Here is a 26,470-nt window from a genome sequence, read left to right as displayed (position 1 = left end):
ATTCTTTGCGTTGTGGTGCTGTTGCCGCGGCTCGGTGGACCTCATCTGCATTTTTGCCTGGACGGTTCCGGACCAGCCATTGCACTGCATTCTTCCGGTGCCGTTGACGACGAAGCAATACTCGGCACCGATGATACCCATGAAGACCAAACGGTTGACGTGACCAGCCCGGTTGTCGCCAAGGTCTGGCCTCCGGGGTTCGATGCGGTGCTATTCCTGATCGTTCTTCTCGTTCTTGGCGTCTTTCGTCACGCGCTTCGTCTGCCCAGGTTTCGTAGTGCGCCGCTTCCGGCATTGCCTCTGTTCCTCCGCCCACCTCTCAGAGGCCCTCCGGCCTAGTCTCCCTGCGTTTTTTCGACGTTGTCGCGTCGCACTCGGCTGCGACGCTTGGACCGGGAGACATCCATGGACTTGTTTCGAGCACGCGCTGCGGGCGCGTGCAGTCTGATTCTTGGCTTGGCGCTGAACAGCGCTTTTGCACAATCGCAGACTGTTGCTGCGCCGACAGCCAGTCCCCTGACGTTGGGGCAGGCCATTGAGCGGGCTTTGGCAGCGAACCCCGCGCTACGCGGCTTCGGATTTGACCTGAAGGCCCAGGACGCGCGGATCGTCGGTGCCGGTCAACGACCCGCCACCGAAGCATCGATGGAGCTGGAGAATTTTCTCGGCAGTGGCGAAGATCGCGGACTGGATTCTGCTGAGGCGACATTCCGGCTCTCTCAGGTAATTGAGCTGGGTGGCAAACGGAATCTCCGCACCGCGGCTGCTCAGGCTGGCCGCAATGTACTTTCGATTGAGCAGCAGGCGGCCCAACTCGATGTGTTGGCGGAGGTTACGCGCCGATTCATTCTCATTGCTGCTCATCAGGAGCAGCTTGAACTGACTCGCAATGCGACAGAAGTGTCGCGCGAGACCGTGAAAGACGTGGAGCGACGCGTTGCTGCTGCCCGGTCACCGGAGGCGGAACTCCTCCGGGCACAGGCAGCGCTGGCGACTGCAGAACTCGACGAACGGTCCGCAGAACAGCAGCTGGAAGTTGCCCGCCGCCAGCTCGCCGCCCTTTGGGGTGAGCCTGACGACCGCTTTGGTGTGATCACAGCGGATCTCTATCGCTTGCCTTCACCGGTGGAATTCGAGTCGCTGGCAAGGCGATTGGACGCTAACCCGGATTTTCTGCGCTTTACTTCGGAAGCCCGACTTCGTGAAGCAGAAATCAGGCTTGCTCGCAGCCAGCGGCGGCCCGACCTGCAAGTATCCGGTGGCGTGCGGCGACTGGAAGCAACTAACGACCAGGCCTTCGTGCTCGGCGTTTCGGTTCCCCTGTTTTCCGGTCGACGTGCCGCGCCAGCTATCGCCGAGGCGACGGCTCGCAGAGACCGGCTCGACGTAGATCGTCAGGTCGCCGTTCTTCGTGCGCGGACCCAGCTATTCGGGTTGTACCAGGAACTGCGTCAGGCCATTGCGGAGACACGCACGGTTCAGGACACGATCCTTCCCAGGTTGGAAAAAGCACTCGAGCAGACGGATTACGCCTACGAGCGGGGGCGCTACAGCTACCTGGAGCTGGTGGATGCCCAGCGCACGTGGCAGGCGGCGCGGCGGGCGCTCATTGAAGCGGCCGAGCGCGCCCAGACGCTGCAGGTCGAAATCGAACGCCTCACTGGCGAGCCCCTTGCCAACGAGAACAACAGTAATCAGGAACGGCCATGAACAGGACCAGAACACAAACGTTGTTGGTGTCTTTCGTCACCGCGGTGGCGATACTCATTCTGGGTGTTGCTGCGGGGTGTTCCGACAAACAGCCCACACCTGCCGGTGACGATCGAGATCATGATTCCGCGGAGCCGGGCCATGCGGGCGACAGCCAGGATAACCACGGCGACGAAGAAGCCGCCGACAGCGTCAGATTGTCAGCGCAGCAGATCCAGCGGGCGTCGATCGAGGTGGCCGAAGCCGGCGCAGGCACTATCCGCGAGCAACTGTCGCTGTACGGCGTGATCGCGCCCAATGCCGAGCGCGTACGAGAGGTGACGGCGCGATTTCCGGGCGCGATTCGCAGCGTCTCCAAACGGGTTGGGGATCCCGTTCGTCAGGGGGAAACGCTGGCCACGGTCGAAAGCAACGAAAGCCTGCGTACCTATGCTGTGACGTCCCCGCTGACCGGCGTGGTGACGGCGCGTGACGCCAATCCCGGTGAGCAGACCGGCAACCAGCCGCTCTTCACGGTGGCTGACCTGGCAACCGTGTGGGTTGAGGTGTCGCTGTTCCCGCGCGATCGGGCTCAGGTTCGCGTCGGTCAGTCAGTCCGCGTGCGGAGCAGTGACACGGGACAGAGCGCCGAGGGCCAGGTCACCTACGTGGCGCCCTTCGGCAGCGCAAGCAGTCAGACCCTGACGGCCCGCGTCCTGCTTGACAATCAGGATGGCCGTTGGGCGCCGGGCCTGTACGTCAGTGCGGACGTGACGTTGGCGGAGATCGTTGTCCCGGTGGCAATCAGGAATGAGGCACTACAGACCCTCGAAGAGCGCAGTGTGGTGTTTCTGGAAATTCCCGACGGCTTTCGTGCGCAACCCGTCCGCATTGGGCGCAGTGACGCCGAGCTGACTGAAATTCTTGATAGCCTGAAGGCCGGTGATCGCTATGTCACCCGGAACAGTTTCATTCTCAAAGCAGACCTCGGCAAAGGCACAGCCGAGCACGAGGACTGAGGGCAACCACCATGATTGACGCACTTCTCAGGTTTGCCATCGCGCGTCGGTGGGTGGTTCTTGCCCTGGTATTGTTCGTGGCCGCCGCGGGCATCTGGAGCTTCCAGCGCCTGCCAATCGACGCCGTACCGGATATCACCAACGTGCAGGTGCAGATCAACACCAGTGCGCCCGGGTACTCGCCGCTGGAAGTCGAACAGCGGATTACCTACCTGGTCGAGACTGCCATCGCCGGCCTGCCACACATCGAGTACACCCGTTCGCTCTCGCGGTACGGGCTGTCACAGGTGACGGTCGTGTTCGATGACGGCACGGACATCTATTTCGCGCGAAACCTGATCAATGAACGGCTCCAGGGCGCCCGGAGCCAGATGCCGGCCGGGCTTGAACCAGTGATGGGGCCCATCGCGACCGGTCTGGGTGAGATCTTCCTGTATAGCGTAGACGCTGAACCCGATGCCCGGCAGCCCGACGGTCAGCCTTATGATGCGACCGCACTGCGCACCCTGCAGGACTGGATCATCCGTCCCCAACTGCGGCAGGTTCGTGGGGTCACCGAGGTCAATACCATCGGTGGCTACGAGAAACAGTTTCACGTCACGCCGGATCCGGCGCGGTTACTGGCACTTGGTTTGACCTTTGATGATCTGGTCAGCGCACTGGAGAAGAACAACGCTAACGTCGGTGCTGGCTATATCGAGCGCAACGGTGAGCAGTATCTGATCCGCTCGCCGGGCCAGGTTGGCGATATCGCATCCATCGAACAAGTCATTGTCACCCACCGGGACGGAATACCGGTGACGGTGCGCGATATAGCGGACGTGGGGCTCGGTAAACAGTTGCGAACCGGCGCCGCAACCCATGACGGTAAGGAAACGGTACTCGGCACAGCGGTCATGCTGATCGGCGAGAATAGCCGAACGGTCTCTGCGGCCGTGGCTGCCAAACTGGCCGAGATCGCCAGGACGCTGCCAGAGGGTGTCACCGCGAAACCGGTCTATGACCGCACGGTGCTGGTCGACAAGACCATCGCCACGGTGCGCAACAACCTCCTTGAAGGGGCGGTCCTGGTCGTGGCGGTACTGTTGCTGCTGCTGGGCAATGTCCGAGCCGCGCTTCTGACCGCCGCCGTCATCCCCCTCGCCATGCTGATGCTGATCTCGGGCATGGTAAGTACCAGGGTCTCGGCGAATCTGATGAGCCTCGGCGCGCTCGATTTTGGTCTGATCGTCGACGGCGCCGTGATCATCGTGGAAAACTGCATTCTACGGCTGGGTGGCCGCCAGCATCGTCTGGGTCGTCTCCTGACCCTCGACGAGCGTTTGAACACCGTTTTCGTGGCGACGCGCGAAGTGTTTACCCCCAGTCTGGTCAGCGTGCTGGTCGTGATCCTCGTGAATCTGCCGATATTGGCGTTGTCGGGTGTCGAGGGAAAAATGTTTCAGCCGATGGCATTTGCGGTAATTCTCGCGCTGTTGTCCGCACTTGTTCTGTCTCTGACATTTGTTCCCGCGGCCGTTGCCATACTCCTGACCGGCAAAATCGAGGAAAAGGAAAACCTGCTCGTTCGGGGAGCACGGCGTGCCTACGTTCCCGTCCTTGATGCGGCACTGCGCCTGCGCCTGCCGATTCTGGCCGGCGCCGTGGTCTTCGTGGTGTTTTGTGGCTGGCTGGGATCGCGAATGGGTTCCGAGTTCATACCCAGCCTGGACGAGGGCGACATCGCGGTGCAGGCTCTGCGTATTCCCGGTACGAGCCTTACCCAGTCCCTGGAAATGCAGTTCCAGCTCGAACGAGCGCTGTCGGACCTGCCAGAGGTCAAGACGTACTTCACACGCGTTGGGACCGCGGAAGTGGCAACGGACCCAATGCCGCCAAGCATTTCCGACGGCTATGTGATGCTGAAGGACAGGCAGGACTGGCCCAATCCGGACAAGACCAAAGCAGAACTGTCTGCCGAGATCGAGAGGCGCCTGGAAGCGGTCCCCGGAAATGCCTTCGAGATCAGCCAGCCCATCCAGCTGCGCTTTAACGAACTGATCTCGGGGGTTCGGTCCGACCTTGGCGTCAAGGTGTACGGCGATGATCTCGGCAAGTTGCTGGAGGCGGGTAACAGCATTGCCGCTGTCCTGAATGGCGTTGCGGGCGCCCAGGGCGTCAAAGTCGAGCAGGTCCAGGGCCTGCCAGTGCTGTCAGTGGAGCCGAATCGCGATGCCTTGTATCGCTACGGCCTGAACGTGGCCGACATTCAGGACGTATTGGCCGCAGCCACCGGGGGCGAGGAGGCCGGTCAGATCTTCGAGGGTGATCAACGATTTGCTCTCGTCGTCCGACTACCGGAAGAGTTGCGGAGTGACCTGTCTGCACTGGAGCGATTGACGATTCGGCTAAGCTCTGGCGGTTATGTGCCGCTCGGTGAAGTGGCAACTCTGAAACTGGCGCCAGGGCCGAATCAAATCAGCCGCGAGAACGGCAAACGCCGGCTTGTCGTCTCGGCAAACGTTCGTGGTCGCGACCTGGGCGGTTTTGTTCGGGAAGCGCAGGAGAAGATCGCCGATCAGGTTCGGCTCCCAACCGGCTACTGGCTCGCCTACGGTGGCACGTTTGAACAACTGCAGTCAGCGACCGAGCGCCTGACCTTGCTGGTGCCGGTCACGCTGGTGATGATATTCGCGCTTCTTCTGATGACCTTCGGATCTGCCCGGGACTCCGCACTGGTATTCAGTGGCGTCCCACTTGCCCTGACGGGCGGTGTGATCGCCTTGTGGTTCCGGGGCATTCCACTGTCGATCACAGCGGGGGTCGGATTCATCACGTTGTGTGGCGTGTCTGTTCTGACTGGCGTAATCATGGTGTCTGCGTTCAAGGAGCGTCTGGCTGAAGGACTGGGCATTGAAGACGCCATCCGTGAGGGGGCCATGCTGCGCCTTCGTCCGATACTGATGGTCGCGCTGGTAGCAGCCCTCGGCTTTCTGCCGATGGCCCTGAATACCAGCACGGGAGCCGAGGTTCAACGGCCGCTCGCGACGGTGGTGATCGGTGGAATCATCTCGTCAACGGTCCTTAGCTTGCTGGTTCTGCCGGGTTTGTACCGCATGGTTTGGCGTCCCAACGCCAGGCCCCTGCCGACGGTTGCCGTAGCCAAGGAGTCCCCCGCATGAAACTGATCAAGTCCTTCATCCACCACGTGCGTGCGCCGGACGTGATCCAGGCGCTGTCCGAAGCCGGCTTTCGAAGAATATCGCTGCTGGAGTCGAAGGGCATGCTACGCGCCGTCAGCGAAACAGAAATGGATTTCACCCTGGAAGCGGGCGGCCTTCTTATCGCGGAGGCGCAGCTTGAGTTGGTCTGCGATGACCACGAGGTGGAAGCCGTCACGGCAATTATCCGGACCCATGCCCGTATTGGCCCGCAGATTTCTGGCTGGGTGTATGTCAGTACCGTGGATGAGGTGCTGCCGATCGGCGAGGCAAGCCCATAAGGGTCGAGGCAAGTATCATGCGAACAGCACCTGTTTTATTGTCTGTACTTGTCTGCAGTCTTGCAGTATCCGGCTGCCTGTTGCCCACCCATAGGCCGCACAAGATCGACAACTTTCGCGAGGCGCTGTCGGTGTGCCGCTCTCAACACACTGGCCGGCCCAATCAGAGGCTGGCTCTTCCAGCGGACGAGGAACACATTGAAAAGTGCCTTGCTGGACATGGGTGGCTTCCGTCCGGAAAGCCTCTACTGGCCTTGCCCTGAGATTCCCGACACCGGGGTCAGGCAGGATGCTGATCTCGGCGGTGTCATATAGGAAGGCGGAATTTCTATGGCACAGATCAAGCACGCAGCCTGTTCGCACGCGGCTGAGGCTGCGGCATAATCGGATATCGTGGATAACAATCATTCTCAACCGGAGACCCCGCGCCATGCAGAAATTCATGATGACCGCCGTACTCGGTATCGCCTTTGCCATCTCCAACTCCGCTGCAGCTGCCTGCGAGTATCCAGCTGACGTCGCCCTCCCCGATGGCGCGAAATCCAGCGAAGCGGAAATGAACGCTGCATCCGCCACCGTCAAGAAATACATTGCCGACATGGATGCCTATATGGCCTGCCTGGATGCCGAAGAGGCTGCCCTGCCGGAAGAGGAAAAGACGCCGGAAACCCGGGAAATGCATATCAAGCGGCACAATGCAGCCGTCGATGCGGAAGAAGCCATGGCTGCGCGCTTCAACGAACAGATCAAGGCCTACAAGGCTGCCCACAAGTAACCGTACCTGGACCAGGTCCGCGGATCTGGCCGGGGTCCCCCATGGCGGGTAGAATCCGCGCGCCGCAAAGAGGAATTCAAGTCCCATGACCAAAGCCGCGAGAGTGACTATCACCGGTGCCGCCGGCCAGATCGGCTATCAGCTTGCCTTTCGCATTGCCTCCGGGCAATTGCTCGGACCGAACCAGCCGGTGATCCTGCAGTTGCTGGAAATCACACCGGCGCTGAACGCGCTGAACGGCGTGGTCATGGAGCTTGAAGACTGCGCGTTTCCGACCCTGCAGGGCGTGGTCGCCACCGACCAGCCGGATGTGGCCTTCAAGGATACGGACTACGCGCTGCTGGTCGGTGCCAAGCCGCGCGGCCCGGGCATGGAACGCGGTGATCTGCTGCGCGAAAACGCGAAGATCTTCTCGGTGCAGGGCAAGGCGCTCAACGAACATGCGAGCCGCGGCGTGAAGGTGCTGGTGGTCGGCAATCCGGCCAATACCAATGCGCTGATCGCACAGGCCAACGCACCGACGCTGAATCCCGCCAACTTCACCGCCATGATGCGACTTGACCACAACCGTGCCCTGGCGCAGCTTGCCCGGAAGACCGGTACGCATGTCACCCAGATCAGCCGCATGACCGTCTGGGGCAATCATTCAGCCACCCAGTATCCTGACATCAGCCAGACGGTGATCAATGAGCGACGCGCCAGCGAGCTCGTCGATGCCAAGTGGGTGAAGGACGAGTTCATTCCTGTCGTTCAGCAGCGTGGCGCAGCGATCATCAAGGCGCGCGGCCTGTCCAGCGCGGCTTCTGCCGCATCAGCGGCGATCGACCATATCCGCGACTGGGCGCTCGGTACGCCCGGCGATGACTGGGTCAGCATGGCGGTACCGTCTGATGGCAGCTACGGAATCAAGGAAGGCATCATCTACTCGTATCCGGTACGTTGCGCGAAGGGCAAGTACGAGATCGTGCAGGGTCTGCCGATCAGCGATTTCAGCCGTGAGCGCATGAGCGCAACCGAAGAAGAACTGCGCCAGGAACGCGAAGCGATCGCTGCCCTGCTCTGAACGGACTTCGACAGGGAGCCGCCTGTACCGGATGCTCCCTGACGCTCCGCGTGGTTTATAGTCAGTCACTGCACCAAGCGGGGTGACACGATGACTGATGTCATTATCTGGCTGTTATGGACCGCCGCCCTGATGGGCGTCGGCCTGTTGCTGGCCTATCGGCGTTTCGATCTGCCCACATCCACGCTGACGCTGGGTGGTGCGCTGTTTGTCTACAGCCTGTTCGGCCCCGGCTGGGCGATCTGGAAGCTGCTGCTCTGGGTATTGTTCGCGGGCCTCGTTGCGCTGAACTCGGTGAAGTTCCGTCGCGAACGGATCACCCTGCCCCTGTTGCGCTTCTATCGCACGGTCGTACCGCAGCTTTCCGATACCGAGCGTGAGGCACTGGAAGCCGGCACGGTATGGTGGGACGGCGAATTGTTCACCGGCTTGCCGGACTGGGGCCGGCTGATGGCTCTGCCGGCACCGCAACTGAGCCCTGAAGAGAAGGCGTTTCTCGACGGCCCCACCGAAGAGTTGTGCCGCCTGAGCGATGACTGGCAGATCACTCACGAGCTTGCCGATCTGCCACCGCAGGTGTGGGCATTCATCCGCCAGCATCGTTTCTTCGCGATGATCATTCCAAAGCGCTACGGTGGCCTCGAGTTCTCGCCGATAGCGGTCGCGGCCGTGCTGGCGAAACTTTCAAGCCGCAGTGCCGTCGTTGCCTCGACGGTCGGTGTACCCAACTCGCTCGGTCCGGCGGAACTGCTGCTGCACTATGGAACCGATGAACAGCGGGACTACTATCTGCCCCGGCTCGCCAGCGGTGACGAGATCCCGTGCTTTGCACTGACCGGGCCGCGCGTCGGATCAGATGCCGCGTCGATTCCGGACACAGGTGTCGTCTGCCGTGGCCAGTGGGAGGGCCGTGAAATCACCGGTATCCGCCTCAACTGGGACAAGCGCTACATCACCCTGGCACCGGTAGCGACGGTTCTCGGGCTCGCATTCAAGCTTTCGGATCCCGGGCATTTGCTTGGTCCCCAGGAAGACCGTGGAATTACCGCTGCGCTGATTCCGGTCAGCACGCCGGGTGTTGCCATCGGCCGCCGGCACTTCCCGCTCAACGTCCCGTTTCAGAATGGCCCGACGCAGGGTCACGATGTGTTCGTGCCGCTCGATGCCATCATCGGCGGACCGGAACGGGCTGGCCAGGGCTGGAAGATGCTTGTTGAACAGCTGTCGGCCGGGCGTGGCATAACCCTGCCCTCAAACGCGATGGGCGGCAGCAAGGCCATCGTTTATGCGTCCGGTGCCTACACGCGGCTGCGCCGGCAGTTCAATTTGCCGGTTTGCGAGTTCGAGGGGGTGGGCGAGGCACTGGCCCGCATGGCCGGCTTTACCTACATCATCAACGCCGGTCTGTCGGTTACGGCGACGGCGATTGCGCGCGGCGAGCGGCCATCGGTGCCCTCTGCGGTCCTCAAGTATCACTGTACCGAGCTGGCACGGCGGGTGACGAACGATGCCATGGACGTGCAGGGCGGCAAGGGCATCATGCTGGGCCGCTCGAACTATCTGGCGCGCAGCTACCAGGGCATACCGATCGCCATCACCGTTGAGGGTGCAAATATCCTCACACGCAGCCTGATCATCTTCGGCCAGGGTGCGGTGCGCTGCCATCCCTTTGTGCTGAAGGAAATGGAGGCGGCCAATGATCCGGACTTCAGCCGCGGCCTGCGCGACTTCGATCGCTACCTGTTTGCCCACGTCGGTTATGCGATCAGCAACGCGGCGCGGACTTTCGTGCTTGCCCTAAGCAACGCAAGAGCCAGCCATGCACCCATGGACGGTCCGACGGCGCGCTTTTTCCAGCACGTCAACCGCTACAGCGCCGCGTTCGCACTGGTAGCGGACGTGGCGATGCTGGTGGTCGGCGGCGGTCTGAAGCGCAAGGAGATGTTGTCGGCCCGGCTCGGCGATGTGTTCAGCTGCATCTATCTGGCGAGCATGGTGCTCAAGCACTACGACAATCAGGGCCGGCAATCCGCTGACCTGCCGCTGGTCGAGTGGTCATGCCGAACGCTGCTTTATCAGGCGCAGGAGCAGCTGCACGGCTTTCTGCGCAACTTCCCCAACCGCTGGGTTGCAGCCCTGTTGCGGGTACTCATCTTCCCGCGCGGTCGCATGTACTCGGCGCCGCCCGATGAGCTGGGCCAGCAGATCGTTGCGCTGATTACCCGACCCACCGAAACCCGCAGCCGACTCTGCGAAGGCATTTATGCCGCGCCTGAACCGGGCTGCGTGATCGGCCAGCTGCAGGCGGCGATGGAGACCGGCGAAAGCCTGCTGCCGCTGCAGCAGCGCGTGCGCGAAGCGACCAAGGCGGGTCTGCTGCCGCCGGGTGACTTCCACGAGCATATCGAGCAGGCGCGGATCCAGGGGATTCTGTCGGCGGAAGAGGCCCTGCAGCTCCGGCAGTTTGACGCTGACGTGCTGGCGCTGACGGCGGTCGATGACTTCGATCCGGCCGAGCTGCAAAGCCGTATGCAGTCGTCCCAGCCATGACACTGCGCGGCCCGGTCGGTTAGTATCCTTGCTCAATAGTCCGGTATCCGGAGGATCCCTCGCATGAAACAAAAAACAATGCTGCCGGCGCTGCTGCTCGCTGCCAGTATCGCTGTGACCGCCCAGGCCGGGCTGCCCCGTACGCCATCGCCAGCCGATGCCTCGGTAGCGATCGTGAGCCCGCAGGATGGCGATGTTGTCGCTTCACCCGTCAAGGTGGTTTTTCTCATAAACGGCATGACCCTCGCGCCAGCCGGCGATGCGCGGCCGGACAGCGGCCATCATCACCTGCTGATCGATGCCCCGGTCCCCACCGACCTGGACAAGCCCTTGCCGGCAGACGGCCAGCACCTGCATTTCGGCAAGGCACAGACAGAAACCGAAGTAACGCTCGCTCCGGGCCAGCACACCCTGCAGTTGATTCTTGGCGATGCGAACCACATCCCGCATGAACCACCGGTGATCTCGAAGCAAATCACAATCACGGTACGTTAAACATGCGCTCGTCGTGCACCGCTCAGGCGATTGCCGGGCTGAGCGGTATGGTCGTGTACCTGCCGCCCTGCCGGGTCGATCTGCACAAGTGGTGTGAATGGACCGGATCAGACTGGGAGAAGATCCGCCAGGTCGTGGGTACGGGCTTCCGCATGCTTGCTCCCGCGCAAAGCGTCTACACGATGGCGGCCAATGCCTGTCTGCGACTGATCGACAGCTACGAGGTCGATCCGGCCAGAGTCCGTTACCTGGCCCTGGGGACTGAATCCAGCACCGATAACTCGGCGGGTGCGATCATCGTCAAGGGCATGGTCGATGCGGTGCTGCGTTCGCGCGGCGCTCCGGCGCTGGCACGCAACTGTGAGGTGCCCGAGTTCAAGCACGCCTGTCTCGGCGGCATCTATGCGCTGCGCGGCGCACTGCGCTTTCTGCAATCTGACGGGAGCGATGGCGTGGCCATCGTGGTCTGTACCGACAAGGCCCTGTATGGACGTGGCAGTACCGGCGAGCCGACGCAGGGCGCCGGCGCCGTGGCGATGTTGCTTGAGAGCAGGCCAAGACTCGCCAGCATCGATCTGCGTCTGGCCGGCACGGCTTCGGAATACCGTGGCATCGATTTTCGCAAGCCCTTGACTGCCCGTGCCGGCAGCGGCGGCGAGGCAGCTTCGCTCGATATCCCGGTTTACAACGGGCGCTACTCCACCAACTGCTATATCGACGAAATACACCGCGCGCTGGACGACCTTTATTCCCGGTCTTCACTGTCGCCCGCCGCGCATCTGCGCAGCCTTGAAGCGGTATTCATGCACCGGCCCTATCAGCGCATGCCGGAAACCGGCCTGGGCCTCGCATACCTGTTCGCACTTGCCGGCGGTGACTCCGCGGACCGTGATGAACTTGCGCGCTACAGTCGCGGTGCCGGGCTTGCGGTCGAGGAGGTCATTGCCGAAATGCATGCCGAGCCCGAGCTGAACCAGCTGGCCGTTCAGGCGCGCATCCACGAAGAAGTTTTTCCGCTCAGCATGACGGTGCTGAAGGCGTTCCGGCAAAGTGAAGCGTTCAGCCAGCAGGTACTCGGGAAGATGACGCTCGGTTCCGAATGGATGCGGGAAGTGGGCAACCTGTACACGGGCGCATTGCCGGCATGGCTGGCGGCCGGATTTGCCGATGCCCGGCAGCGCGGAATCGAGCTGGCCGGCAAAGAGCTGCTTGCGATCGGCTATGGCAGCGGCGATGCGGCTGATGCGATCCCGCTGAAGGTTGTCGATGGATGGCGGGATGCGGCCGCACGGATAGGCATCGAAACTGCCCTTGAGCCGGCCATAGACCTTTCGGCTGACCAGTATCTCGCGCTGCGCGAAGGCCGGCAGCCGAAAGATCTGCAGATCGGCTACGCCGGCGAATTCATCATCGACCATATCGGCGCGCGCTCGGACCGCAGCTTTCAGGATCTCGGTGTCGAGTATTACCGCTATCAGCCCTGAGTGCCGGCCTGCACCCGGAGGCCGGGTGCGCGGGGTGCAGCTTCGCGGCACAGGTAGCCGCCGGCTCTGAAGTCCTTCTGCAGTGCTGCGAGGACTTCGCGCGATGCAGTCAACGCAATGCCGAAGTCGCCACCGCCCGCCCCGGATGGTTTGTAGGTGGCTCCATGTGCCAGCGCGATTTCCCGCATGGCCGCATGACCGCCGCCGTGGATGCCGATGCCTGCATCCTCATCCAGATCGCGCAGTGCTGCTGCGTAGCTGTCCAGCGACGCCAGCACGGTACCGGTTTCACTTGCGCGCCAGGCTGACACCGTCTGTCCGGCGATCTCGCGAAGACGTGCCATGTGACTGGCGCAGGCTGCCGGCTGTCGTTCACGGTAGCCGTGCAGCCGATCGAGCATTGCCGGTGTCGAAGCGCTCCTGCCCGACCACACGGCCAGCATGTGCAACCCGTCCGGCCACGACAAGGATGTTTCGCGCGGTAATTCACTACCTGGCGAGAAAGCAATGCTGATCACACCGCCGGCAAGCGCAGTCAGCACATCGATGCCGCTGCCGCTGCCATCCTGCAGACGTCGATGCGCTTCAAGGCAGAGCACGCGGAGCTTCTCGTGTGGCTGAGGCGCAGCGCGTACAAACTGCAGGAGCGCGCCCATCAATGCGACGGTAATCGCCGCGCTCGAACCGAGCCCCAGCTTGATGCGCTGGCCCGAAGCGTCCCTGCCCTGAAAGTCGGAGGTGTCGAGCGCGATCCGGCAAGCCGCCAGTGCACCGGTCTGTGGCAACAACTCGTGCGCAACGAGTGTTGCGATACAGGACTCGAGCGGCAGCGCAAGCGGGCCGGGAGATGGAGTGGCCCACGCCAGCCGGCCGGCCGCATCCTGATGAAACCGGAACCGTGCGCCGGTATCCGGGACGACCAGCTCGCTGTCCTGGCCAGGCCGGGTTTCCAGCGTGGCCAGCGCGCAGGCATCGACGGCCACTGCAATTCCGGGTGCGCCATGCAGCACGGCGTACTCGCCGATGATGACGAGCTTGCCCGGTGCCCTGGCTTCAATCACCGGCTGCACGCAGTCGCGCTCCGGCGCCGAGGGGGCTGCGCAGCACATTGCGCACACCATCGATGGCGGCCAGCGCTGCGGCAACGTCGCTGGCCGCTTCCGGCAGGCAGACGGCCTTCAACTGCGGTCCCGCATCGATGGTGAAAAAAACCGGCACACCGGCCGCGCGCAATTCACGGACCCGCTGCAGGCAGGCCAGTGTGGCCGGTGTCCAGTAGATCAGTGGCGGACGTGTGCTGAGCATCACCGCATGCATCTTCAGGCAGTTGTGCTCGGCCAGGTCGGCCAGTGCCGGGAAATCCCGCTTCGCCACGGCCGCGATGCCCGTCTCGAGATCCCCGGCGTGTGTTTCCACCCACGCGGGGTAGTAAGGCGAAGTCTGTTCGCTCAGCGCCATGCCCTGCCGTGAGCTGATTGCCTTTTGTCCGGTGGCCGTGACCGCAACGACGATCTCCAGCGGCCAGTCTGCCGGTGCCATGAGCTGCGTGCAGACTGTGGTCGCTGCCTGATTCTTCAGGAGCACGATACCGCCCGACAGCGAACGCGGCGCCGAGCCGGAACCCGTGCGTGCAATCTCGGCGAGCCGCGCGGCCGGCAAGCGCAAGTCGAGTGCGCGGGCTGCGGCGACGACCAGCGCCGCGAATCCGGATGCCGAGGAAGCAAGCCCGGCCCCGGTGGGGAAGTCGTTGCGGGATTCCACCACGGCGCCGTCCTGAACCCCTGCCTCGCGGCGCAGGAGATCCAGGCAGGCAGAGACGCGCGCCGAGGTTTCCGCATCCTCGCGACCATCCAGCAACACGCTGTCACCCTGCCGGCCGGCCTCGAAGCGCACCAGGGTTTCGGTCGTGAGTCCGCCGAGTACCAGCGACAGGGAGCCGGTGGCGGGCAGATTGCCAGCGGTGGCGCGTTTCCCCCAGTATTTGATGAGTGCCACGTTGGGGTGGGCTATCGCGACCGCTTGCATCGTGGACCCTGTGCCGATAAACAAAGGATTATAGCCTTGGGGAATAGCCGGCTTCCGTGCAAGCCACTATCCTGCACGGCAAAGGATTCCGAACACATGACATTTGACGACCGGGTTGAGGCTTACATCGCGCGCATCGAAGCCGTGCTCGATCACTATTTGCCGGCCGAGACCGTGGCACCTTCCATCCTGCACCGGGCCATGCGCTATTCCGCACTGAGTGGCGGCAAGCGGATCCGGCCGCTGCTGGTGTACGCCACGGGGGAAGCGCTCGGGGTGTCCCCCAATGTGCTGGACGCGCCGGCGGTCGCCATCGAGCTGATGCATACCTTCTCGCTGATCCACGATGATCTGCCAGCCATGGACAACGACGACTTGCGCCGGGGCCGGCCTACGGCGCATCGCGCGTTCGATGAGGCCACTGCAATCCTGGCGGCCGATGCCATGCAACCGCTTGCCTTCGAAGTGCTGGCTACACATCCGGCGTTGCGCGGCCAGCCCGCAACGCAGGTGCGGCTGGTCGCCTTGCTGGCGGACGCCTGTGGTTCGCGCGGCATGACCGGCGGGCAGTCGATGGACATGGAATCGGAGGGCAAACGCCTGGATCCTGCCGAACTCGAGCATATCTACCGGCTGAAGACCGGCTATCTGCTGCGTGCCAGTGTGCTGTCTGCGGCCTGTTGCTGCGCCGATGTTCCCGTAACCACGCTGCATCGGCTGGAGCGCTTTGTCGATGCGCTGGGTCTCGCCTTCCAGGTACGCGATGACATCATGGATATCGAAGGCAGTACCGAGGAAACCGGCAAGAGCGGTGGTTCCGATCTGGCCAGCGACAAGGCGACTTACCCGCATCTGTTCGGCATGGTTCAGGCGCGCGAACGGGCAGACGAACTGCTGAAGCAGGCAATGGATGCGATTGCGGATGCCGGACCGGCATATGATGGGCTGCGCTGGGCGGCGCGCTATATCGTTCTGCGGCAGCGTGCGTAGCCATACCGCGCTCCGCCTGAAGGCTTGCGAACAGGATGTACACCAGTTTTTTTGGACTGAACGAGAAGCCATTCTCGATCACCCCTGATCCGCGTTACCTCTATATGAGCGAGCGGCATGCGGAAGCGCTCGCCCATCTCATCTACGGTGTCAGGGAAAGCGGTGGCTTTATCCAGCTGACCGGCGAAGTCGGTACCGGCAAGACGACCCTGGTACGCAGCCTGCTGCAGCAGTTGCCCGAGTTTGCCGATGTTGCCGTCGTGCTGAACTCGCAGCTGTCGCGCATCGAGTTCCTGAGCGCGATCTGCGAAGAGCTGCATGTTCCGCTGCCTGAGCAGCGCAACAGCGTAAAGGCGCTGACCGACGCCCTGAACAGTTTCCTGTTGCACAATCACAGCCTGGGTCGCCGCACGATCCTGATCGTCGATGAAGCGCAGAACCTCCGGCCCGAAGTACTGGAGCAGGTGCGTCTGCTCACCAATCTCGAGACGGCCAAGCAGAAGCTGCTGCAGATTATCCTCATCGGTCAGCCAGAGCTGCGCGAACAGCTGGCGCGCAACGACATGCGACAGCTGGCGCAGCGGATCACCGGCCGTTATCACCTAGAGCCTTTGAGCAGCGACGAGACCAGTATCTACGTCGATCACCGCCTCAAGGTAGCCGGTGCGATCGGGACGATATTCACTCCGGCTGCCAAGCGCATGCTGTTTCGCCACTCGGGTGGCGTGCCGCGCATGATCAACGTGATTGCCGACCGGGCGCTGCTCGGCGGCTATACCAGCGAGACGCAGCAGATCACGCCGCAACTGGTACGCGAGGCCGTGCGTGAGGTTTACGACGAGCCGATGACGGGCTTCAGCTGGCGACGACCCTGGTGGGCGCATCCGGGTGGTTTGCTCGGCGCGGGAGTTGCCGGCCTGCTGATCGTTCTGGCCTCCGGATTTGCCGGCGTACAGTGGCTGCGTGCAAACCGCGCACAGGAAGCAGTTACGGTTTCCGCTGTGCCGCCGACCGACGCAGCACCGGCCAGTGCGATCCAGGGCGAGCCGGTCGCCGGGAGCGACAGCGAGGTGCCACCCGTGCCGCTCGGGCCGCTCCTGCATGACAACGCGGACCGCACCGGTACCGACACCGCCTTCGGTGAGCTCTTCCGGCTCTGGAATGTCGATCTGCACAGCGATTCGAGGCGTCCGTGTGTCCAGGCGGAGGAACGCGGCCTGCATTGCCTGTATCAGCGCGGTACGCTGGAACAGGTGCGTACACTGGGCCAGCCCGTGATCCTGACGCTGCGTGATACCGACAGCAATCCGCATCAGGTCGTACTCACCGGGATCGGTAATCGTGCCGCGACGCTCGATATCGCAGGTGCTGAATATCGTGTCGACAGCCAGGAACTCGCGCGGTTCTGGTTTGGTGAATATCTGTTGCTGTGGCGACCACAGACCGGGACGGTAAGCACCCTTCTGCCCGGCATGCGTGATCGCGGGGTGCGCTGGCTCCGTGACAGTCTGGCGGTCATCCAGGGGAGTCCGGTTGAGCCGGCTGATTCCGAACTGTATGACGAAAATCTGGCTGACCGGATACGCGACTATCAGCGCGAGCGCCAGTTGCCGATAGACGGCATTGCCGGACAGGCGACGCAGGCGGCGATCAACGCCGAAGTCAGCAGCGGCGATATGCCGCGACTGGCACAGACCGATTAGCCTCAATCAAGCAGCATGGTGCGACCCGTCAATGTCATTCATCCTTGATGCCCTGAGGAAAAGCGATGCCGAGCGGCAACGCGGCGCCGCACCCGGACTCGCCGATGTGCGTTATGCCACGCATCGCGGCCGGCGCAATCTCTGGGTCCCGCTGCTCGCGGTGGTACTTGTGGCAAATATCGGCTTCATGGCCTGGCTCTGGTACGGGCGGCCGGGAGATCGCACGCCGGACAACCCGGACAGCACTGCCGTGCCAGTGGCCGCGCCTGCCGTTCCGGCAGGGATATCCCCGCCTGCACCGGCCGTCCGCGCGCTGGCGCGGGAGGCGACACCGGTGGAGCCGCCGGTTGCGCCGGAAGTGGAACGCGATCTGCCCGTAGAGCCACCCGCAATGCAGACGCCCGAAGTGCCTGCAGCAGACGCACCGCCGGCTGCGGGGAAAGCATCGCCGCCAGTCTCGAAGATCATCGCTGATCCTGCGCTGCCGACTGTCGAGCAGCTGATCAGTGCCGGTACGCTGGATGTGCCGCAGCTCAATCTGGATCTGCTGGTCTACAACGACAAGCCGGCCGTTCGTTTTGTGGTGATCAATGGACGAAAATATCGGGAAGGCGCCCAGCTGACGGAAGGGCCGACACTCGAAAGCATTACGCCGGATGGAGCGATCCTCGCCAGCCGTGGACAGCGCTTCACACTCAACCGCAAATAGGCGGCAGGCAGCACTCCGCTCGCGCTAGTCGCGGATCCGCGTGCCGCGCTCGAGCAGCACGACGCAGACGGTGAAGAGCACAGCCAGACTCACCAGCATCATCGCGAAGGCCACGCCGATATCGATGTCGGAAACCCCGAGCATGCCGTAACGGAAGGCATTCACGATGTACAGGATCGGATTGAGCTTCGAAAGCTGCTGTGCGAGATCAGGCAGCAGCGAGATCGAATAGAACACTCCGCCCAGGTAGGTCAGTGGCTGGAGCACGAACGACGGGATGATCGAGATATCGTCGAAGTGCTGCGCGAGGATGCCGTTGATCAGGCCGGCCAGCGAGAAAATTGCCGCGCAGAGCAGGAATACCGTTGCCGTGGTCAGCGGATGCACCAGTGGCAGCGGCGTAAAGAGCCTTGCAACGACGGCGACCATCAGCCCCACCAGTATCCCGCGCACGATACCGCCCGCCATGTGCCCGAGCACAATGGTCGCCGCCGACATTGGTGCGACCAGCATCTCCTCCAGGTGCCGGTGGATCTTTGCAGAGAAAAAAGATGAAACGACGTTGCCGTAGGAGTTGGTGATGACCGCCATCATGATCAGCCCCGGCGCGATGTACTGCTTGTAGTCGAAGCCGTCCATCTGGCCGATGCGTGAGCCGATCAGGTTCCCGAAGATCAGGAAATAGAGACCCATGTTGATCGCCGGGGGCAGCACGGTCTGAAGCCAGATACGTACCACGCGGTTGTATTCCTTGCGGGACAGCGTGGCGAGTGCGATTGCCTGTTGGCTGAGACTCACTGCCGCGCTTCCTCGATGCGCCCCGCGGGCGTTCTGTCCTTCCGTTCGGTGAGCTTCATGAACAGTTCTTCCAGGCGGTTCGCCTTGTTGCGCAGACTCACGACCTCCAGTCCGGCGGCCGACAGCCCGGTAAACAGCTCGTTGATCTGGCGTGACCGGGGCACGCTGACCTCGATCTCGTGATCCGAGACCAGCCGGGCATCGAAGCCCGGCAGGGTCGGCAAGACAGTGATCGCTTCGCGCAGGGTCAGCAGGAAGTCCTGCTGCTGCAGCCGGGCGAGCACCGTGGCCATGCGGTCGTCCACGATCACGCGCCCATGGTCGATGATCGCCACGTGCCGGCAGAGGTTCTCGGCTTCCTCAAGATAGTGGGTGGTCAGGATGATGGTGGTGCCCGCCGCATTGGTTTCGCGCAGAAACTCCCACATGGAACGGCGAATCTCTATGTCCACACCCGCCGTCGGTTCGTCGAGTATCAGCAGCTCCGGTTCATGCATCAGCGCCCGTGCGATCATCAGCCGGCGCTTCATGCCCCCGGAAAGCGTCCGTGCTGAATCATGGCGCTTGTCCCAGAGCTGCAGTTGGCGGAGGCAGATCTCGGCGCGTCGGCGGGCGCGGGCGGGCGGCACGCCGTAAAAGCCGGCCTGGTTGACGACGATGTTGCTGACCTTGTCCCAGAGGTTGAGGTTGATCTCCTGCGGTACCACACCGATGGCCGATTTCACGGCATTCAGTTCGCGGTCGAGATCGTGGCCGAATACGCTGACCTCGCCGCTGGTCTTCCTCACGAGCGAGGTGACGATACCAATGAGGCTGGTCTTGCCGGCGCCGTTTGGCCCCAGCAGGGCGCAGAAGTCGCCGCGCGGAACATCGAGGTCAATGCCGGCGAGGGCCTGGACGCCGTTGGCGTAGACCTTGACGAGCTGACGGACAGACAGGGCATGCATGGCGCGGCATTGTGCCTGTCCCTCAGTGCTTTGTGGGCAGCCGATGCAGCTTGTCCCGCTGCGTTCCGGACAGTGGTACGCGCTGTACCAGGGTGAGCTGTACCGCAGACAGATGCGTTGCAGCCATCAGCTGCGCGTTGCCGCTTGTTGCTGCCCGAACCAGATCCGGCCAGAGCCGTGGATGACGGCAGAAGCGCGCTTCCAGGCACTCGGTCGCCGTGACCGCCGCCCGCTGCAGTTCGCCGAAGGCGGCGCCCGACAGGCCATCGAGATCGTGCAGGCCGGGGCCAATGCAGAGCACCGCCAGCAAACGGTCTTCGCGGGCGGCGTGCCAGAGCCAGGCGAGCAGCGATGCCGCAAACAGGCGGGCCGGCTCTGCCAGCGCGGCGGGAAATGGTGCCGCACCGGCACCAGGAGATTCCGCGACCCCGCGCGGGCTGCGTGCAGGGGGCAGCACCCTGAAGCTGGCCAGCAGGCAGGGTGCGCTGGCGATGCTGTCGAGCTGGCTTCCGTTCAGGCTGGCCAGCCGCTGGCGGAGCGAGGCATCCAGCCCGAATACAAGCGGCTGTCTGGCTCCCTCCCGGAGCAACTCAAGAAATTCGCGATTGAAGCCATAGATCTCGGTGCCGAGGCGCGTTTCAGGCCACTTTCCGGTCATTTGACGCATTCCAATATGGGCTGACGCAACTACTATATTTGGTCCCACAGGGACAAATATACAGGCAATATGCCGAGATTCGGTCCCAATGGACCAAATATGGTAGAAAACAGGGGTAAATATGCGCGCCACAGATGACCGCTACGCCACCGAGCGTGACCGCTTCGATCTCGCTGTTCGCATGATTCGCCACGAGGCACGCACGGGCACGATCCGCCTGTGCACGGGTTTTACGGAAGACCGGATCCGGAAAATCTATGCCAGCTACTTCCCCGGCCAGAGCGGTACCGTGCGTCGGCGCCGCGGCAAGACGCCCAGCCAGATCGCGCCCTTCGTGACCACCGCGCACCGTCAGGGCGAGGCAAGCCTGATTGCCGGCCTGCTGGTCCACAACCGGGTTGCCGAAGTCGAGGCCTCCGGCCGGAGTTTGCGCGCCGCGAAAGTACCGCCCGACGTCATGGGCTGTCGTTTCTGCGACGCCTATGAGGCCTATCTGTATCTGCATCCCCGGCCACAGCTTTCCTTTGAGTGGGCGTGGAATCTGCTGAGTTCGCTGGTACGCACGCACGAACTCCAGCTGGCCTGGTGCGCGCTGTGCGATGGCCCCTATGTGCGTGATGCCTATGCACTGGACTACGAGCGTTGCCCGTTTTGTGAAGTAAAGGATCACGCGTAACCTGCAGCCATGACCATCGCCAGGCTCACTTTCAGTGGTGCCGGCATCGAGCGCCTGGCGGAGCTGCGCCAGATTCCGGAGGCGCTGGCTGCCGCTTTTGCCGAGACCGAAACCCGTTTTCTGCCGGTATGGCAGTCGCGTTGCCTGGTGCGGGACGGATTCGTGGCCGACTGTCGTCGCGAAGAACTGGAACTGGTCGCCACGGGGCACGAGACCATGGTGTTTCTGGGCCGGCGTGCCGGTCGCGCACTGTTCGCCGTGGAATTGCCCGGCGAGGCGCCGCCACGCGGACTGCCCAGCACGGGATTTCTGGGCCTGCGCGAGATCACGAGCCAGGTCAGCGAGGCCGATGCAGCCTTGCTGGCCTACGCGCGAGCCATGATCCTCTGGCAGGAGCGTCATCGCCATTGCGGAGTCTGCGGTGCGCCAAACCGGCCGGCCGAGGGCGGATTCGTCATGACCTGCAGCGATGAATCCTGTGCGCAGCGGTGCTTTCCGCGCATTGATCCGGCTGTGATCGTGCTCGTACACCGGGGTGAGCAGTGTCTGCTCGGGCGACAGGCCAGCTGGGCGGAAGGCCGCTTTTCGACCATCGCCGGCTTTGTCGAGCCGGGTGAGACGCTGGAAGAAGCGGTGATCCGCGAGGTCCGCGAAGAAACCGATATTGTCGTGGCCGATGCGACCTATCTGGCTTCGCAGCCGTGGCCGTTTCCTTCGGCGCTCATGCTCGGCTTCCATGCCGAGGCGCGCAGCAGCGATATCCGTCTCAACGATGGCGAACTCATCGAAGCACGATGGTTGTCGCGTGCCGACATCATGGCGGGCCGGGTGCGCCTGCCGCCGCCGATTTCAATCGCCTTCCGCCTGATCGAGAGCTGGTTTGACCAGGTACCGGGACCGGGCCTTGCCAGTCTCGCCGTGGATTGGGCTACCGGCGAATCACGGCGCGCCTGATCAGATCGCGGCGCGGCTGGATGCGGCGGGCAGTGTGCCGGTCGCTGCGGAGCCCGGCTGTGGTGTCGTGGTCGCCATCGACAGCCCGCGTTCAAAAGCCCGTGAGGCAGACTGCGCCTCGCCGACCTGTGCCATCAACTGCCCGAGTGCGCGGTAGGTCTCCGGAACCGCACGGATCGCCAGGCTCGCTTCGAAATAGCTGCGCGCCTTGCCCCATAACTGGTGCCGGACACAGGTGCGCCCGGCGGCCAGCAGCAAGGCGGGATCTTCGGGATGCTCCTTCAGCCAGGCTTCGATGCGTTTCAGGTGGGCGGCGGGATCCGCAACCTGGAGTTCACCATAGAGCTTGACCAGCGCCTCGTCCCAGTCGTCTTTGAGCGTACGACGGATCTCCTGCTCGGCATCATCGATGCTGCCGCAGGCGATCAGTGCCTGAGCGCGCGCCAGGGTCAGTCGCGGCTCACGGCGCAGATGGCGCGGCACGTCATCCCAGAGGCGTTCGAGGGCGCTCCGATCGGTGTGCATTGTGGCCATCATGTTGCTCCACGCGGCCACACTCCACTCGTCAAGCATTTCCGGTGGCACATTGCCGTGCCGCCGGATCAGCGGCAGCAGGGCGGCCAGCGGCTGCCATTCCCTGCGGCGCTGGTGCAGGTCGCCGAGCAGCTTGAGCGCCTGCGCGTGGCCGGGCTGCCGTTCGCGGACACGGTTCAGGCTGGCCAGCGCCTCGTCGTACTGACCATCTTCCAGCTGCAGTTCGGCCTGCGTCAGCAGCACCGCATCGGTGGCAGCCGGTTCCTGTACGCAGGCCATGTTGAGCCATGCGTCTCGTCGCTGCCGGTCGCCCTGCATCTGGGCGGCGCGGGCGGCGGCGAGGTAGTTGAGCAAGGGTGTCTCGGAGTGACGGGCGCCGCGGGTCAGCAGTCGTTCGCCCTGGGCCAGCCGACCTTCGGCGAGTGCGATGTACCCCTGGGTCGCTTTCTTCCCGGCGCTTCTCGCACGGCCGCGTGCCCAGGCTTCGCCAAGCCGGCGGGGTGCCTGCCAGATGTAGATCACGGTGCGCACGGTGAGGTAGGCCAGTATCAGCAGCAGTACGAGTACCGGTACCGAGGTCTCTACGATGTAGCCGCGAAAGTTGATCAGGGCGTAGCCGTTGTCGGGCAGCACCAGGTGAGCGGCAAGCGCTCCGATCATCAGCGCGACGATGATCGTGAAGCCGGCTTTCATTCGTTTTTCCCGGTGTTTGTCAGACGCAGCAGCATGGTCAGCGAAGCCGATATATCCGGCAGTTCTTCGGGCAGCCGGACCGTCGACAATTCCTTGAGCGAATCCAGCGCTGACTGCACGTCCCCGGACATCGGGTCGAACTGGTCGGCAACGCGTTCGGTGGCGGCACTGATTGACCGCCGAAACATGCCCGCATCACCGCGCATGATGGCCAGTCGGGCCAGTTGCAGTTCCAGATCCAGACTGCGGATCAGAACGGTCTTCTGCGCATCGGAGAGCAGCGGCGAGATCGGGTCATCGGCCCGGCGAATGCTTACCAGGCTGGCCAACGCGGCGCGCACGGTCGCCGCAGCACGGGCAAAGCCGGTGAGTTCCTCGGCCGGTTCTGCGGGTGCTTCGCGGAAGGTGTCCGGCATCGAGTTCTTGAGCGGCAGGTCCTCCAGGCTGTCGGCGATGCCGCCGAGGGTCAGGACGATACCCTCGGTGTCGGGCCGGGGAACGGCCCTCAGCTCGTTGAGCTCCTTGGCCAGCTGCTTGCGCACCGGTGTCATGCGCGGGTCGTTGAGTTCGCGCAGCGTATCGTCGGCCAGGCCCAGCGAGGTCTGGGCGACATCGACCTCTCCGGCCAGCCCCAGCTGGGCATTGGCGATACGCATGTAGTGTTCCGCTTCCGCCAGCAGCCAGGCTGCCCGCACCTTGTCGCCGGCACCGGCGAAACGATCGACCGCTTCCTGAAGGGTGTCGATACGGGCGGGGAGCGCCCCGAGCGCTTCGGTTTCCTGGCTGATCCGCTCGGCCAACCGGTCCATGTCTTCGTCCTGGCGACGCCGCCCGGCGCTGAATTCATCGACGCGCGCCTTGAGTGCGGCGAGTTCGGAGTTCCTGACGCTTGCCTCCTTCTGCAGTTCCACGAGCTGCGGACCGACGCCCGAGCGCTGCCCGATCCAGACGTAGACCGCCACCGCCACGGCGATAGCGAGGGCGAGCAGCGCCACGCTGATTGCCTGCAGATGCCGGCTGCCCGGTGGCGGCAGCGTTGCGTCATGGTCCGTCCGCACGGCGGCTGCAGCGGTATCGGTGGCCGGCGTATATTGATTCATCTTCGGGAATGTCCGGTGGCAGGTCCAGCGGTAGCCCATTCTGCCAGTGATCGTCGGGTGCATCCATGCCGCCAAAACCTGTCACAGCTGTTCCGGCCGGTCAGCCGCCGTCCGATGCCCTGCCGATTCCGGCGCTGCTGGACCTGATCCTCGATACGCACCACGTCTATGCCCGCGATGTGCTGCCCCGCATGCGGGAGAGTGCGGCTGCCATTCCTGCCGCCGATTTCCGGCGCGATGAGCGCCTGACGAAGGTCGGGGAGGCCATCGAGGCCCTGAGTGATGAAATGCTGACGCATCTGCATCGCGAGGAAAGCATGCTGTTTCCGGTACTCCGGCATATTGCGGCGTCGACCGATGTCAGCCCGGTCGACATGGAGATCATCCTGCCGCCGATCGAGTGCATGCATCGCGAGCACGATTTCATCGACGAGCTTGTTGAATACCTGCGCCAGCTCACCGACGATTTTCAGCCGCCGGCCTGGGCGGTGGCGGAGCACCGCGCGCTGCTCGATGAGCTCGCGGCCTTTGCAACCGACACCGCCGAGCATGTGCGCAAGGAGAACGAAGTCCTCTTCCCCGCGGCCCTCAATCTTGCGCCGGCCCGGGATGCCTGAGCCGGCTCAGGCGCGTTCGAATGCCGGGACGACGTGCTCGGCGATCAGCTTCAGGCCGTCCATCGGCTCATCGAAGAGGCGCAGCGCCAGATCGCTGAGTCCGGCTGCCTCGAACTTCCGGTAGCGGACCAGTTCCTGCTCGATGTTGCCGAGGTCGCCGGCCGATGACAGCTCGGCGATCAGGTGGTTCACCATCGCCTCGGGTGCACCTTCAATGACGCCCGAGCGCGTCCAGTAAGCCTTGGCGAAATTGGCCCAGTTGTCCTTCACGTACTGCACGTCCTTTTCGTCGAGGAAGTGATGCAAGCCGGTGAATGGCGGCACCATTTCACCGCGGAACACGAGTTCCCGCCGCGCTTCATACATCGACTTGTCGCGATCCTTCTTTATGTGCCAGGCCCAGAAGTTGCCGGTTCGGAAATCTTCAGCCGGCACCTTGCGCCGGGCGAGTCCCGCGCGCACGTTCGCCATCGCCTCGCCGATCATCGGTATGGCCACATCGCTCATCTGCAGGCCATCGGCCACTTCCGCGCCCATGCGCAGCATCTGCGGTGCGGTTGAGCAGGTGTAGATGCGTGGCGGGCGCGATTTTGCCCATGCCATCTTGTGGGGCCGGGTGACCTGGAAGATCTCGCCCTTGTAACCCATGCTGAACTTGCCGGTAGTGGCGGACTTGAGGATATCCACCGCTTCGCGGACGCCGCGCACGATGCGCAGCTTCTTGTAATCGATGGTCGTGCCGATGGAACTCAGCACCGCACCACCGCCACCGACGGCGAGCATGGCGCGGCCCTTGCTGATCTCGTTGAGGCTCAGGATCGAGTTCGCCATCTTGAGCGGATGGAACTCGTAAGGGCTGACAGCCAGTACGCCGAGGAGTATCTTCTTCGTCGCCATGGCCGCCGGGACCAGCGTGACAAAAGGGTCCCAGTGGGCATGATAATTCGAATGCCACAGCGCCCGGATGCCGTAACCTTCAGCAGCGACGGCAAGTTCGGCAACCTGCTCCGGGGTGAGGTCGGGTTCGAGAATGATTTCAATTTGCATTTGCTGTACCAGAATGACCTGAAGCGATGAATGACCTGATGCTACTGAAGTACGCGACGGGTTGCAGCATCCTCAACTGATGGAAAAAATGAAATGAGCGACAAATCCCTTTATGAACGACTCGGTGGCTACGATGCGATTCGTGCCGTGGTCAACGACCTGTTGCCGCGTCTGCAGGCCGATGCGACGCTCGGACGTTTCTGGCAGAACCGCGGCGCTGACGGCATCGAACGCGAAAAGCAGCTGCTCGTGGATTTCCTCTGCTCACAGGCTGGCGGACCGATGTACTACACCGGACGCGACATGAAGCTCTCGCATGTGGGCATGAAAGTCAGCGACCGTGACTGGACGGCATTCATCGCGCATCTCAATGCGACGCTGGATGCGTTCAAGGTGCCGCCGGCCGAACGTGCCGACGTCGTGAATTTCATCCAGAGCACGCGGGCCGAAATCGTCGAATAGG

At 63.1% G+C, this 26,470-nt stretch carries 24 protein-coding genes; 16 read left to right on the top strand and 8 right to left on the bottom strand.

All coding sequences use genetic code 11. The features are described from left to right. The first annotated feature begins 456 nt into the window (after window positions 1-456). From H6979_07730 to H6979_07690, 9 genes are all read left to right on the top strand, one after another. On the top strand, window positions 457-1,710 hold the full coding sequence (locus H6979_07730; GenBank protein ID MCP5139730.1) for a TolC family protein: 1,254 nt from the start codon (window positions 457-459) through the stop codon (window positions 1,708-1,710). Next, on the top strand, window positions 1,707-2,708 hold the full coding sequence (locus tag H6979_07725) for an efflux RND transporter periplasmic adaptor subunit (GenBank protein ID MCP5139729.1): 1,002 nt from the start codon (window positions 1,707-1,709) through the stop codon (window positions 2,706-2,708). The genes H6979_07730 and H6979_07725 overlap by 4 nt, the downstream gene beginning before the upstream one ends. An 11-nt stretch (window positions 2,709-2,719) precedes the next feature. Continuing rightward, window positions 2,720-5,869 (top strand): CusA/CzcA family heavy metal efflux RND transporter, encoded by a 3,150-nt coding sequence (locus tag H6979_07720; protein ID MCP5139728.1) that lies wholly within the window; start codon window positions 2,720-2,722, stop codon window positions 5,867-5,869. Then, window positions 5,866-6,189, top strand: coding sequence for a P-II family nitrogen regulator (locus H6979_07715; GenBank protein ID MCP5139727.1), 324 nt, complete (start codon window positions 5,866-5,868; stop codon window positions 6,187-6,189). The genes H6979_07720 and H6979_07715 overlap by 4 nt, the downstream gene beginning before the upstream one ends. A 430-nt stretch (window positions 6,190-6,619) precedes the next feature. Continuing rightward, the gene (locus tag H6979_07710; GenBank protein MCP5139726.1) at window positions 6,620-6,964 is read left to right on the top strand and encodes a hypothetical protein; all 345 of its coding nucleotides are present in this window, start codon (window positions 6,620-6,622) and stop codon (window positions 6,962-6,964) included. An 85-nt stretch (window positions 6,965-7,049) separates the two neighbouring features. Further along, on the top strand, window positions 7,050-8,027 hold the full coding sequence (locus tag H6979_07705; protein ID MCP5139725.1) for a malate dehydrogenase: 978 nt from the start codon (window positions 7,050-7,052) through the stop codon (window positions 8,025-8,027). A gap of 90 nt (window positions 8,028-8,117) precedes the next feature. Continuing rightward, entirely contained in the window at window positions 8,118-10,577 is a 2,460-nt protein-coding gene (locus H6979_07700) for an acyl-CoA dehydrogenase (protein MCP5139724.1), read from the top strand. Between the two features lie 63 nt (window positions 10,578-10,640). After that, a complete protein-coding gene (locus H6979_07695; GenBank protein ID MCP5139723.1) occupies window positions 10,641-11,072 on the top strand; it encodes a DUF4399 domain-containing protein in 432 nt (143 codons plus the stop codon). Window positions 11,073-11,101: 29 nt separating this feature from the next. Continuing rightward, complete coding sequence (locus H6979_07690) at window positions 11,102-12,556, top strand: hydroxymethylglutaryl-CoA synthase (GenBank protein ID MCP5139722.1); 1,455 nt, start codon at window positions 11,102-11,104, stop codon at window positions 12,554-12,556. Here the strand turns inward: H6979_07690 and H6979_07685 are convergent. Both H6979_07685 and mvaD read right to left on the bottom strand, forming a co-directional pair. After that, window positions 12,547-13,626 (bottom strand): hypothetical protein, encoded by a 1,080-nt coding sequence (locus tag H6979_07685; protein ID MCP5139721.1) that lies wholly within the window; start codon window positions 13,624-13,626, stop codon window positions 12,547-12,549. The genes H6979_07690 and H6979_07685 overlap by 10 nt on opposite strands. Next, window positions 13,610-14,581 carry a diphosphomevalonate decarboxylase gene (mvaD, locus tag H6979_07680; GenBank protein ID MCP5139720.1) on the bottom strand — a complete coding sequence of 324 codons (972 nt, stop codon included), beginning with the start codon at window positions 14,579-14,581 and terminating at the stop codon, window positions 13,610-13,612. Before mvaD ends, H6979_07685 begins: the two co-directional genes overlap by 17 nt. Window positions 14,582-14,677: 96 nt before the next feature. On the opposite strand from mvaD, the gene H6979_07675 reads away from it, so the two are divergent. The 3 genes from H6979_07675 to H6979_07665 are packed head-to-tail and all read left to right on the top strand — an operon-like array spanning window position 14,678 to window position 17,983. Further along, window positions 14,678-15,571, top strand: coding sequence for a polyprenyl synthetase family protein (locus H6979_07675; GenBank protein ID MCP5139719.1), 894 nt, complete (start codon window positions 14,678-14,680; stop codon window positions 15,569-15,571). A 35-nt stretch (window positions 15,572-15,606) separates the two neighbouring features. Next, entirely contained in the window at window positions 15,607-17,274 is a 1,668-nt protein-coding gene (locus H6979_07670) for an AAA family ATPase (protein ID MCP5139718.1), read from the top strand. Between the two features lie 31 nt (window positions 17,275-17,305). Beyond that, window positions 17,306-17,983, top strand: a complete 678-nt coding sequence (locus tag H6979_07665) for a general secretion pathway protein GspB (GenBank protein MCP5139717.1) — start codon at window positions 17,306-17,308, stop codon at window positions 17,981-17,983. A 24-nt stretch (window positions 17,984-18,007) separates the two neighbouring features. Here H6979_07665 and H6979_07660 read toward each other — a convergent pair whose 3' ends face one another. From H6979_07660 to H6979_07650, 3 genes are read right to left on the bottom strand one after another with little or no spacing between them, the layout of a single operon-like run. Next, complete coding sequence (locus H6979_07660; protein ID MCP5139716.1) at window positions 18,008-18,781, bottom strand: ABC transporter permease; 774 nt, start codon at window positions 18,779-18,781, stop codon at window positions 18,008-18,010. Further along, on the bottom strand, window positions 18,778-19,728 hold the full coding sequence (locus H6979_07655; protein ID MCP5139715.1) for an ABC transporter ATP-binding protein: 951 nt from the start codon (window positions 19,726-19,728) through the stop codon (window positions 18,778-18,780). The genes H6979_07660 and H6979_07655 overlap by 4 nt, the downstream gene beginning before the upstream one ends. 22 nt (window positions 19,729-19,750) lie before the next feature. Next, complete coding sequence (locus H6979_07650) at window positions 19,751-20,386, bottom strand: hypothetical protein (protein ID MCP5139714.1); 636 nt, start codon at window positions 20,384-20,386, stop codon at window positions 19,751-19,753. A gap of 121 nt (window positions 20,387-20,507) precedes the next feature. On the opposite strand from H6979_07650, the gene H6979_07645 reads away from it, so the two are divergent. Then, window positions 20,508-21,062, top strand: a complete 555-nt coding sequence (locus tag H6979_07645; GenBank protein MCP5139713.1) for a hypothetical protein — start codon at window positions 20,508-20,510, stop codon at window positions 21,060-21,062. Window positions 21,063-21,071: 9 nt separating this feature from the next. Then, window positions 21,072-22,016: an NAD(+) diphosphatase gene (gene nudC / locus H6979_07640; GenBank protein ID MCP5139712.1), complete on the top strand. Its 945-nt coding sequence runs from the start codon at window positions 21,072-21,074 to the stop codon at window positions 22,014-22,016. Here nudC and H6979_07635 read toward each other — a convergent pair whose 3' ends face one another. Both H6979_07635 and H6979_07630 read right to left on the bottom strand, forming a co-directional pair. Further along, window positions 22,017-23,243 (bottom strand): tetratricopeptide repeat protein, encoded by a 1,227-nt coding sequence (locus H6979_07635; protein ID MCP5139711.1) that lies wholly within the window; start codon window positions 23,241-23,243, stop codon window positions 22,017-22,019. It abuts the gene before it with no gap. After that, window positions 23,240-24,343, bottom strand: a complete 1,104-nt coding sequence (locus H6979_07630) for a uroporphyrinogen-III C-methyltransferase (protein MCP5139710.1) — start codon at window positions 24,341-24,343, stop codon at window positions 23,240-23,242. The genes H6979_07635 and H6979_07630 overlap by 4 nt, the downstream gene beginning before the upstream one ends. 65 nt (window positions 24,344-24,408) lie before the next feature. Here H6979_07630 and H6979_07625 point away from each other — a divergent pair, with 65 nt between their 5' ends. Then, a complete protein-coding gene (locus H6979_07625) occupies window positions 24,409-24,960 on the top strand; it encodes a hemerythrin domain-containing protein (GenBank protein ID MCP5139709.1) in 552 nt (183 codons plus the stop codon). A 6-nt stretch (window positions 24,961-24,966) separates the two neighbouring features. Here the strand turns inward: H6979_07625 and H6979_07620 are convergent, their stop codons facing one another. Then, window positions 24,967-26,007, bottom strand: a complete 1,041-nt coding sequence (locus H6979_07620; protein ID MCP5139708.1) for an LLM class flavin-dependent oxidoreductase — start codon at window positions 26,005-26,007, stop codon at window positions 24,967-24,969. 93 nt (window positions 26,008-26,100) lie between these two features. Between H6979_07620 and H6979_07615 the strand changes: the two genes are divergently transcribed. Further along, window positions 26,101-26,469 carry a group 1 truncated hemoglobin gene (locus H6979_07615; protein ID MCP5139707.1) on the top strand — a complete coding sequence of 123 codons (369 nt, stop codon included), beginning with the start codon at window positions 26,101-26,103 and terminating at the stop codon, window positions 26,467-26,469. Window position 26,470 lies beyond the last annotated feature (1 nt).

It is taken from the genome of Chromatiales bacterium (assembly GCA_024234935.1).
Classification (GTDB): Bacteria; Pseudomonadota; Gammaproteobacteria; order Steroidobacterales.
This window is presented reverse-complemented; position numbering and strand designations above follow the sequence as displayed.

Bases quoted from the DNA above. Each gene is read 5' to 3' on its own strand.
- H6979_07725 (MCP5139729.1), top strand. From the start codon at position 1,707: ATGAACAGGACCAGAACACAAACGTTGTTGGTGTCTTTCGTCACCGCG.
- H6979_07720 (MCP5139728.1), top strand. From the start codon at position 2,720: ATGATTGACGCACTTCTCAGGTTTGCCATCGCGCGTCGGTGGGTGGTT.
- H6979_07715 (MCP5139727.1), top strand. From the start codon at position 5,866: ATGAAACTGATCAAGTCCTTCATCCACCACGTGCGTGCGCCGGACGTG.
- H6979_07710 (MCP5139726.1), top strand. From the start codon at position 6,620: ATGCAGAAATTCATGATGACCGCCGTACTCGGTATCGCCTTTGCCATC.
- H6979_07705 (MCP5139725.1), top strand. From the start codon at position 7,050: ATGACCAAAGCCGCGAGAGTGACTATCACCGGTGCCGCCGGCCAGATC.
- H6979_07700 (MCP5139724.1), top strand. From the start codon at position 8,118: ATGACTGATGTCATTATCTGGCTGTTATGGACCGCCGCCCTGATGGGC.
- H6979_07695 (MCP5139723.1), top strand. From the start codon at position 10,641: ATGAAACAAAAAACAATGCTGCCGGCGCTGCTGCTCGCTGCCAGTATC.
- mvaD (MCP5139720.1), bottom strand. From the start codon at position 14,581: ATGCAAGCGGTCGCGATAGCCCACCCCAACGTGGCACTCATCAAATAC.
- H6979_07675 (MCP5139719.1), top strand. From the start codon at position 14,678: ATGACATTTGACGACCGGGTTGAGGCTTACATCGCGCGCATCGAAGCC.
- H6979_07670 (MCP5139718.1), top strand. From the start codon at position 15,607: ATGTACACCAGTTTTTTTGGACTGAACGAGAAGCCATTCTCGATCACC.
- H6979_07665 (MCP5139717.1), top strand. From the start codon at position 17,306: ATGTCATTCATCCTTGATGCCCTGAGGAAAAGCGATGCCGAGCGGCAA.
- H6979_07655 (MCP5139715.1), bottom strand. From the start codon at position 19,728: ATGCATGCCCTGTCTGTCCGTCAGCTCGTCAAGGTCTACGCCAACGGC.
- H6979_07650 (MCP5139714.1), bottom strand. From the start codon at position 20,386: ATGACCGGAAAGTGGCCTGAAACGCGCCTCGGCACCGAGATCTATGGC.
- H6979_07645 (MCP5139713.1), top strand. From the start codon at position 20,508: ATGCGCGCCACAGATGACCGCTACGCCACCGAGCGTGACCGCTTCGAT.
- nudC (MCP5139712.1), top strand. From the start codon at position 21,072: ATGACCATCGCCAGGCTCACTTTCAGTGGTGCCGGCATCGAGCGCCTG.
- H6979_07635 (MCP5139711.1), bottom strand. From the start codon at position 23,243: ATGAAAGCCGGCTTCACGATCATCGTCGCGCTGATGATCGGAGCGCTT.
- H6979_07630 (MCP5139710.1), bottom strand. From the start codon at position 24,343: ATGAATCAATATACGCCGGCCACCGATACCGCTGCAGCCGCCGTGCGG.
- H6979_07625 (MCP5139709.1), top strand. From the start codon at position 24,409: ATGCCGCCAAAACCTGTCACAGCTGTTCCGGCCGGTCAGCCGCCGTCC.
- H6979_07620 (MCP5139708.1), bottom strand. From the start codon at position 26,007: ATGCAAATTGAAATCATTCTCGAACCCGACCTCACCCCGGAGCAGGTT.
- H6979_07615 (MCP5139707.1), top strand. From the start codon at position 26,101: ATGAGCGACAAATCCCTTTATGAACGACTCGGTGGCTACGATGCGATT.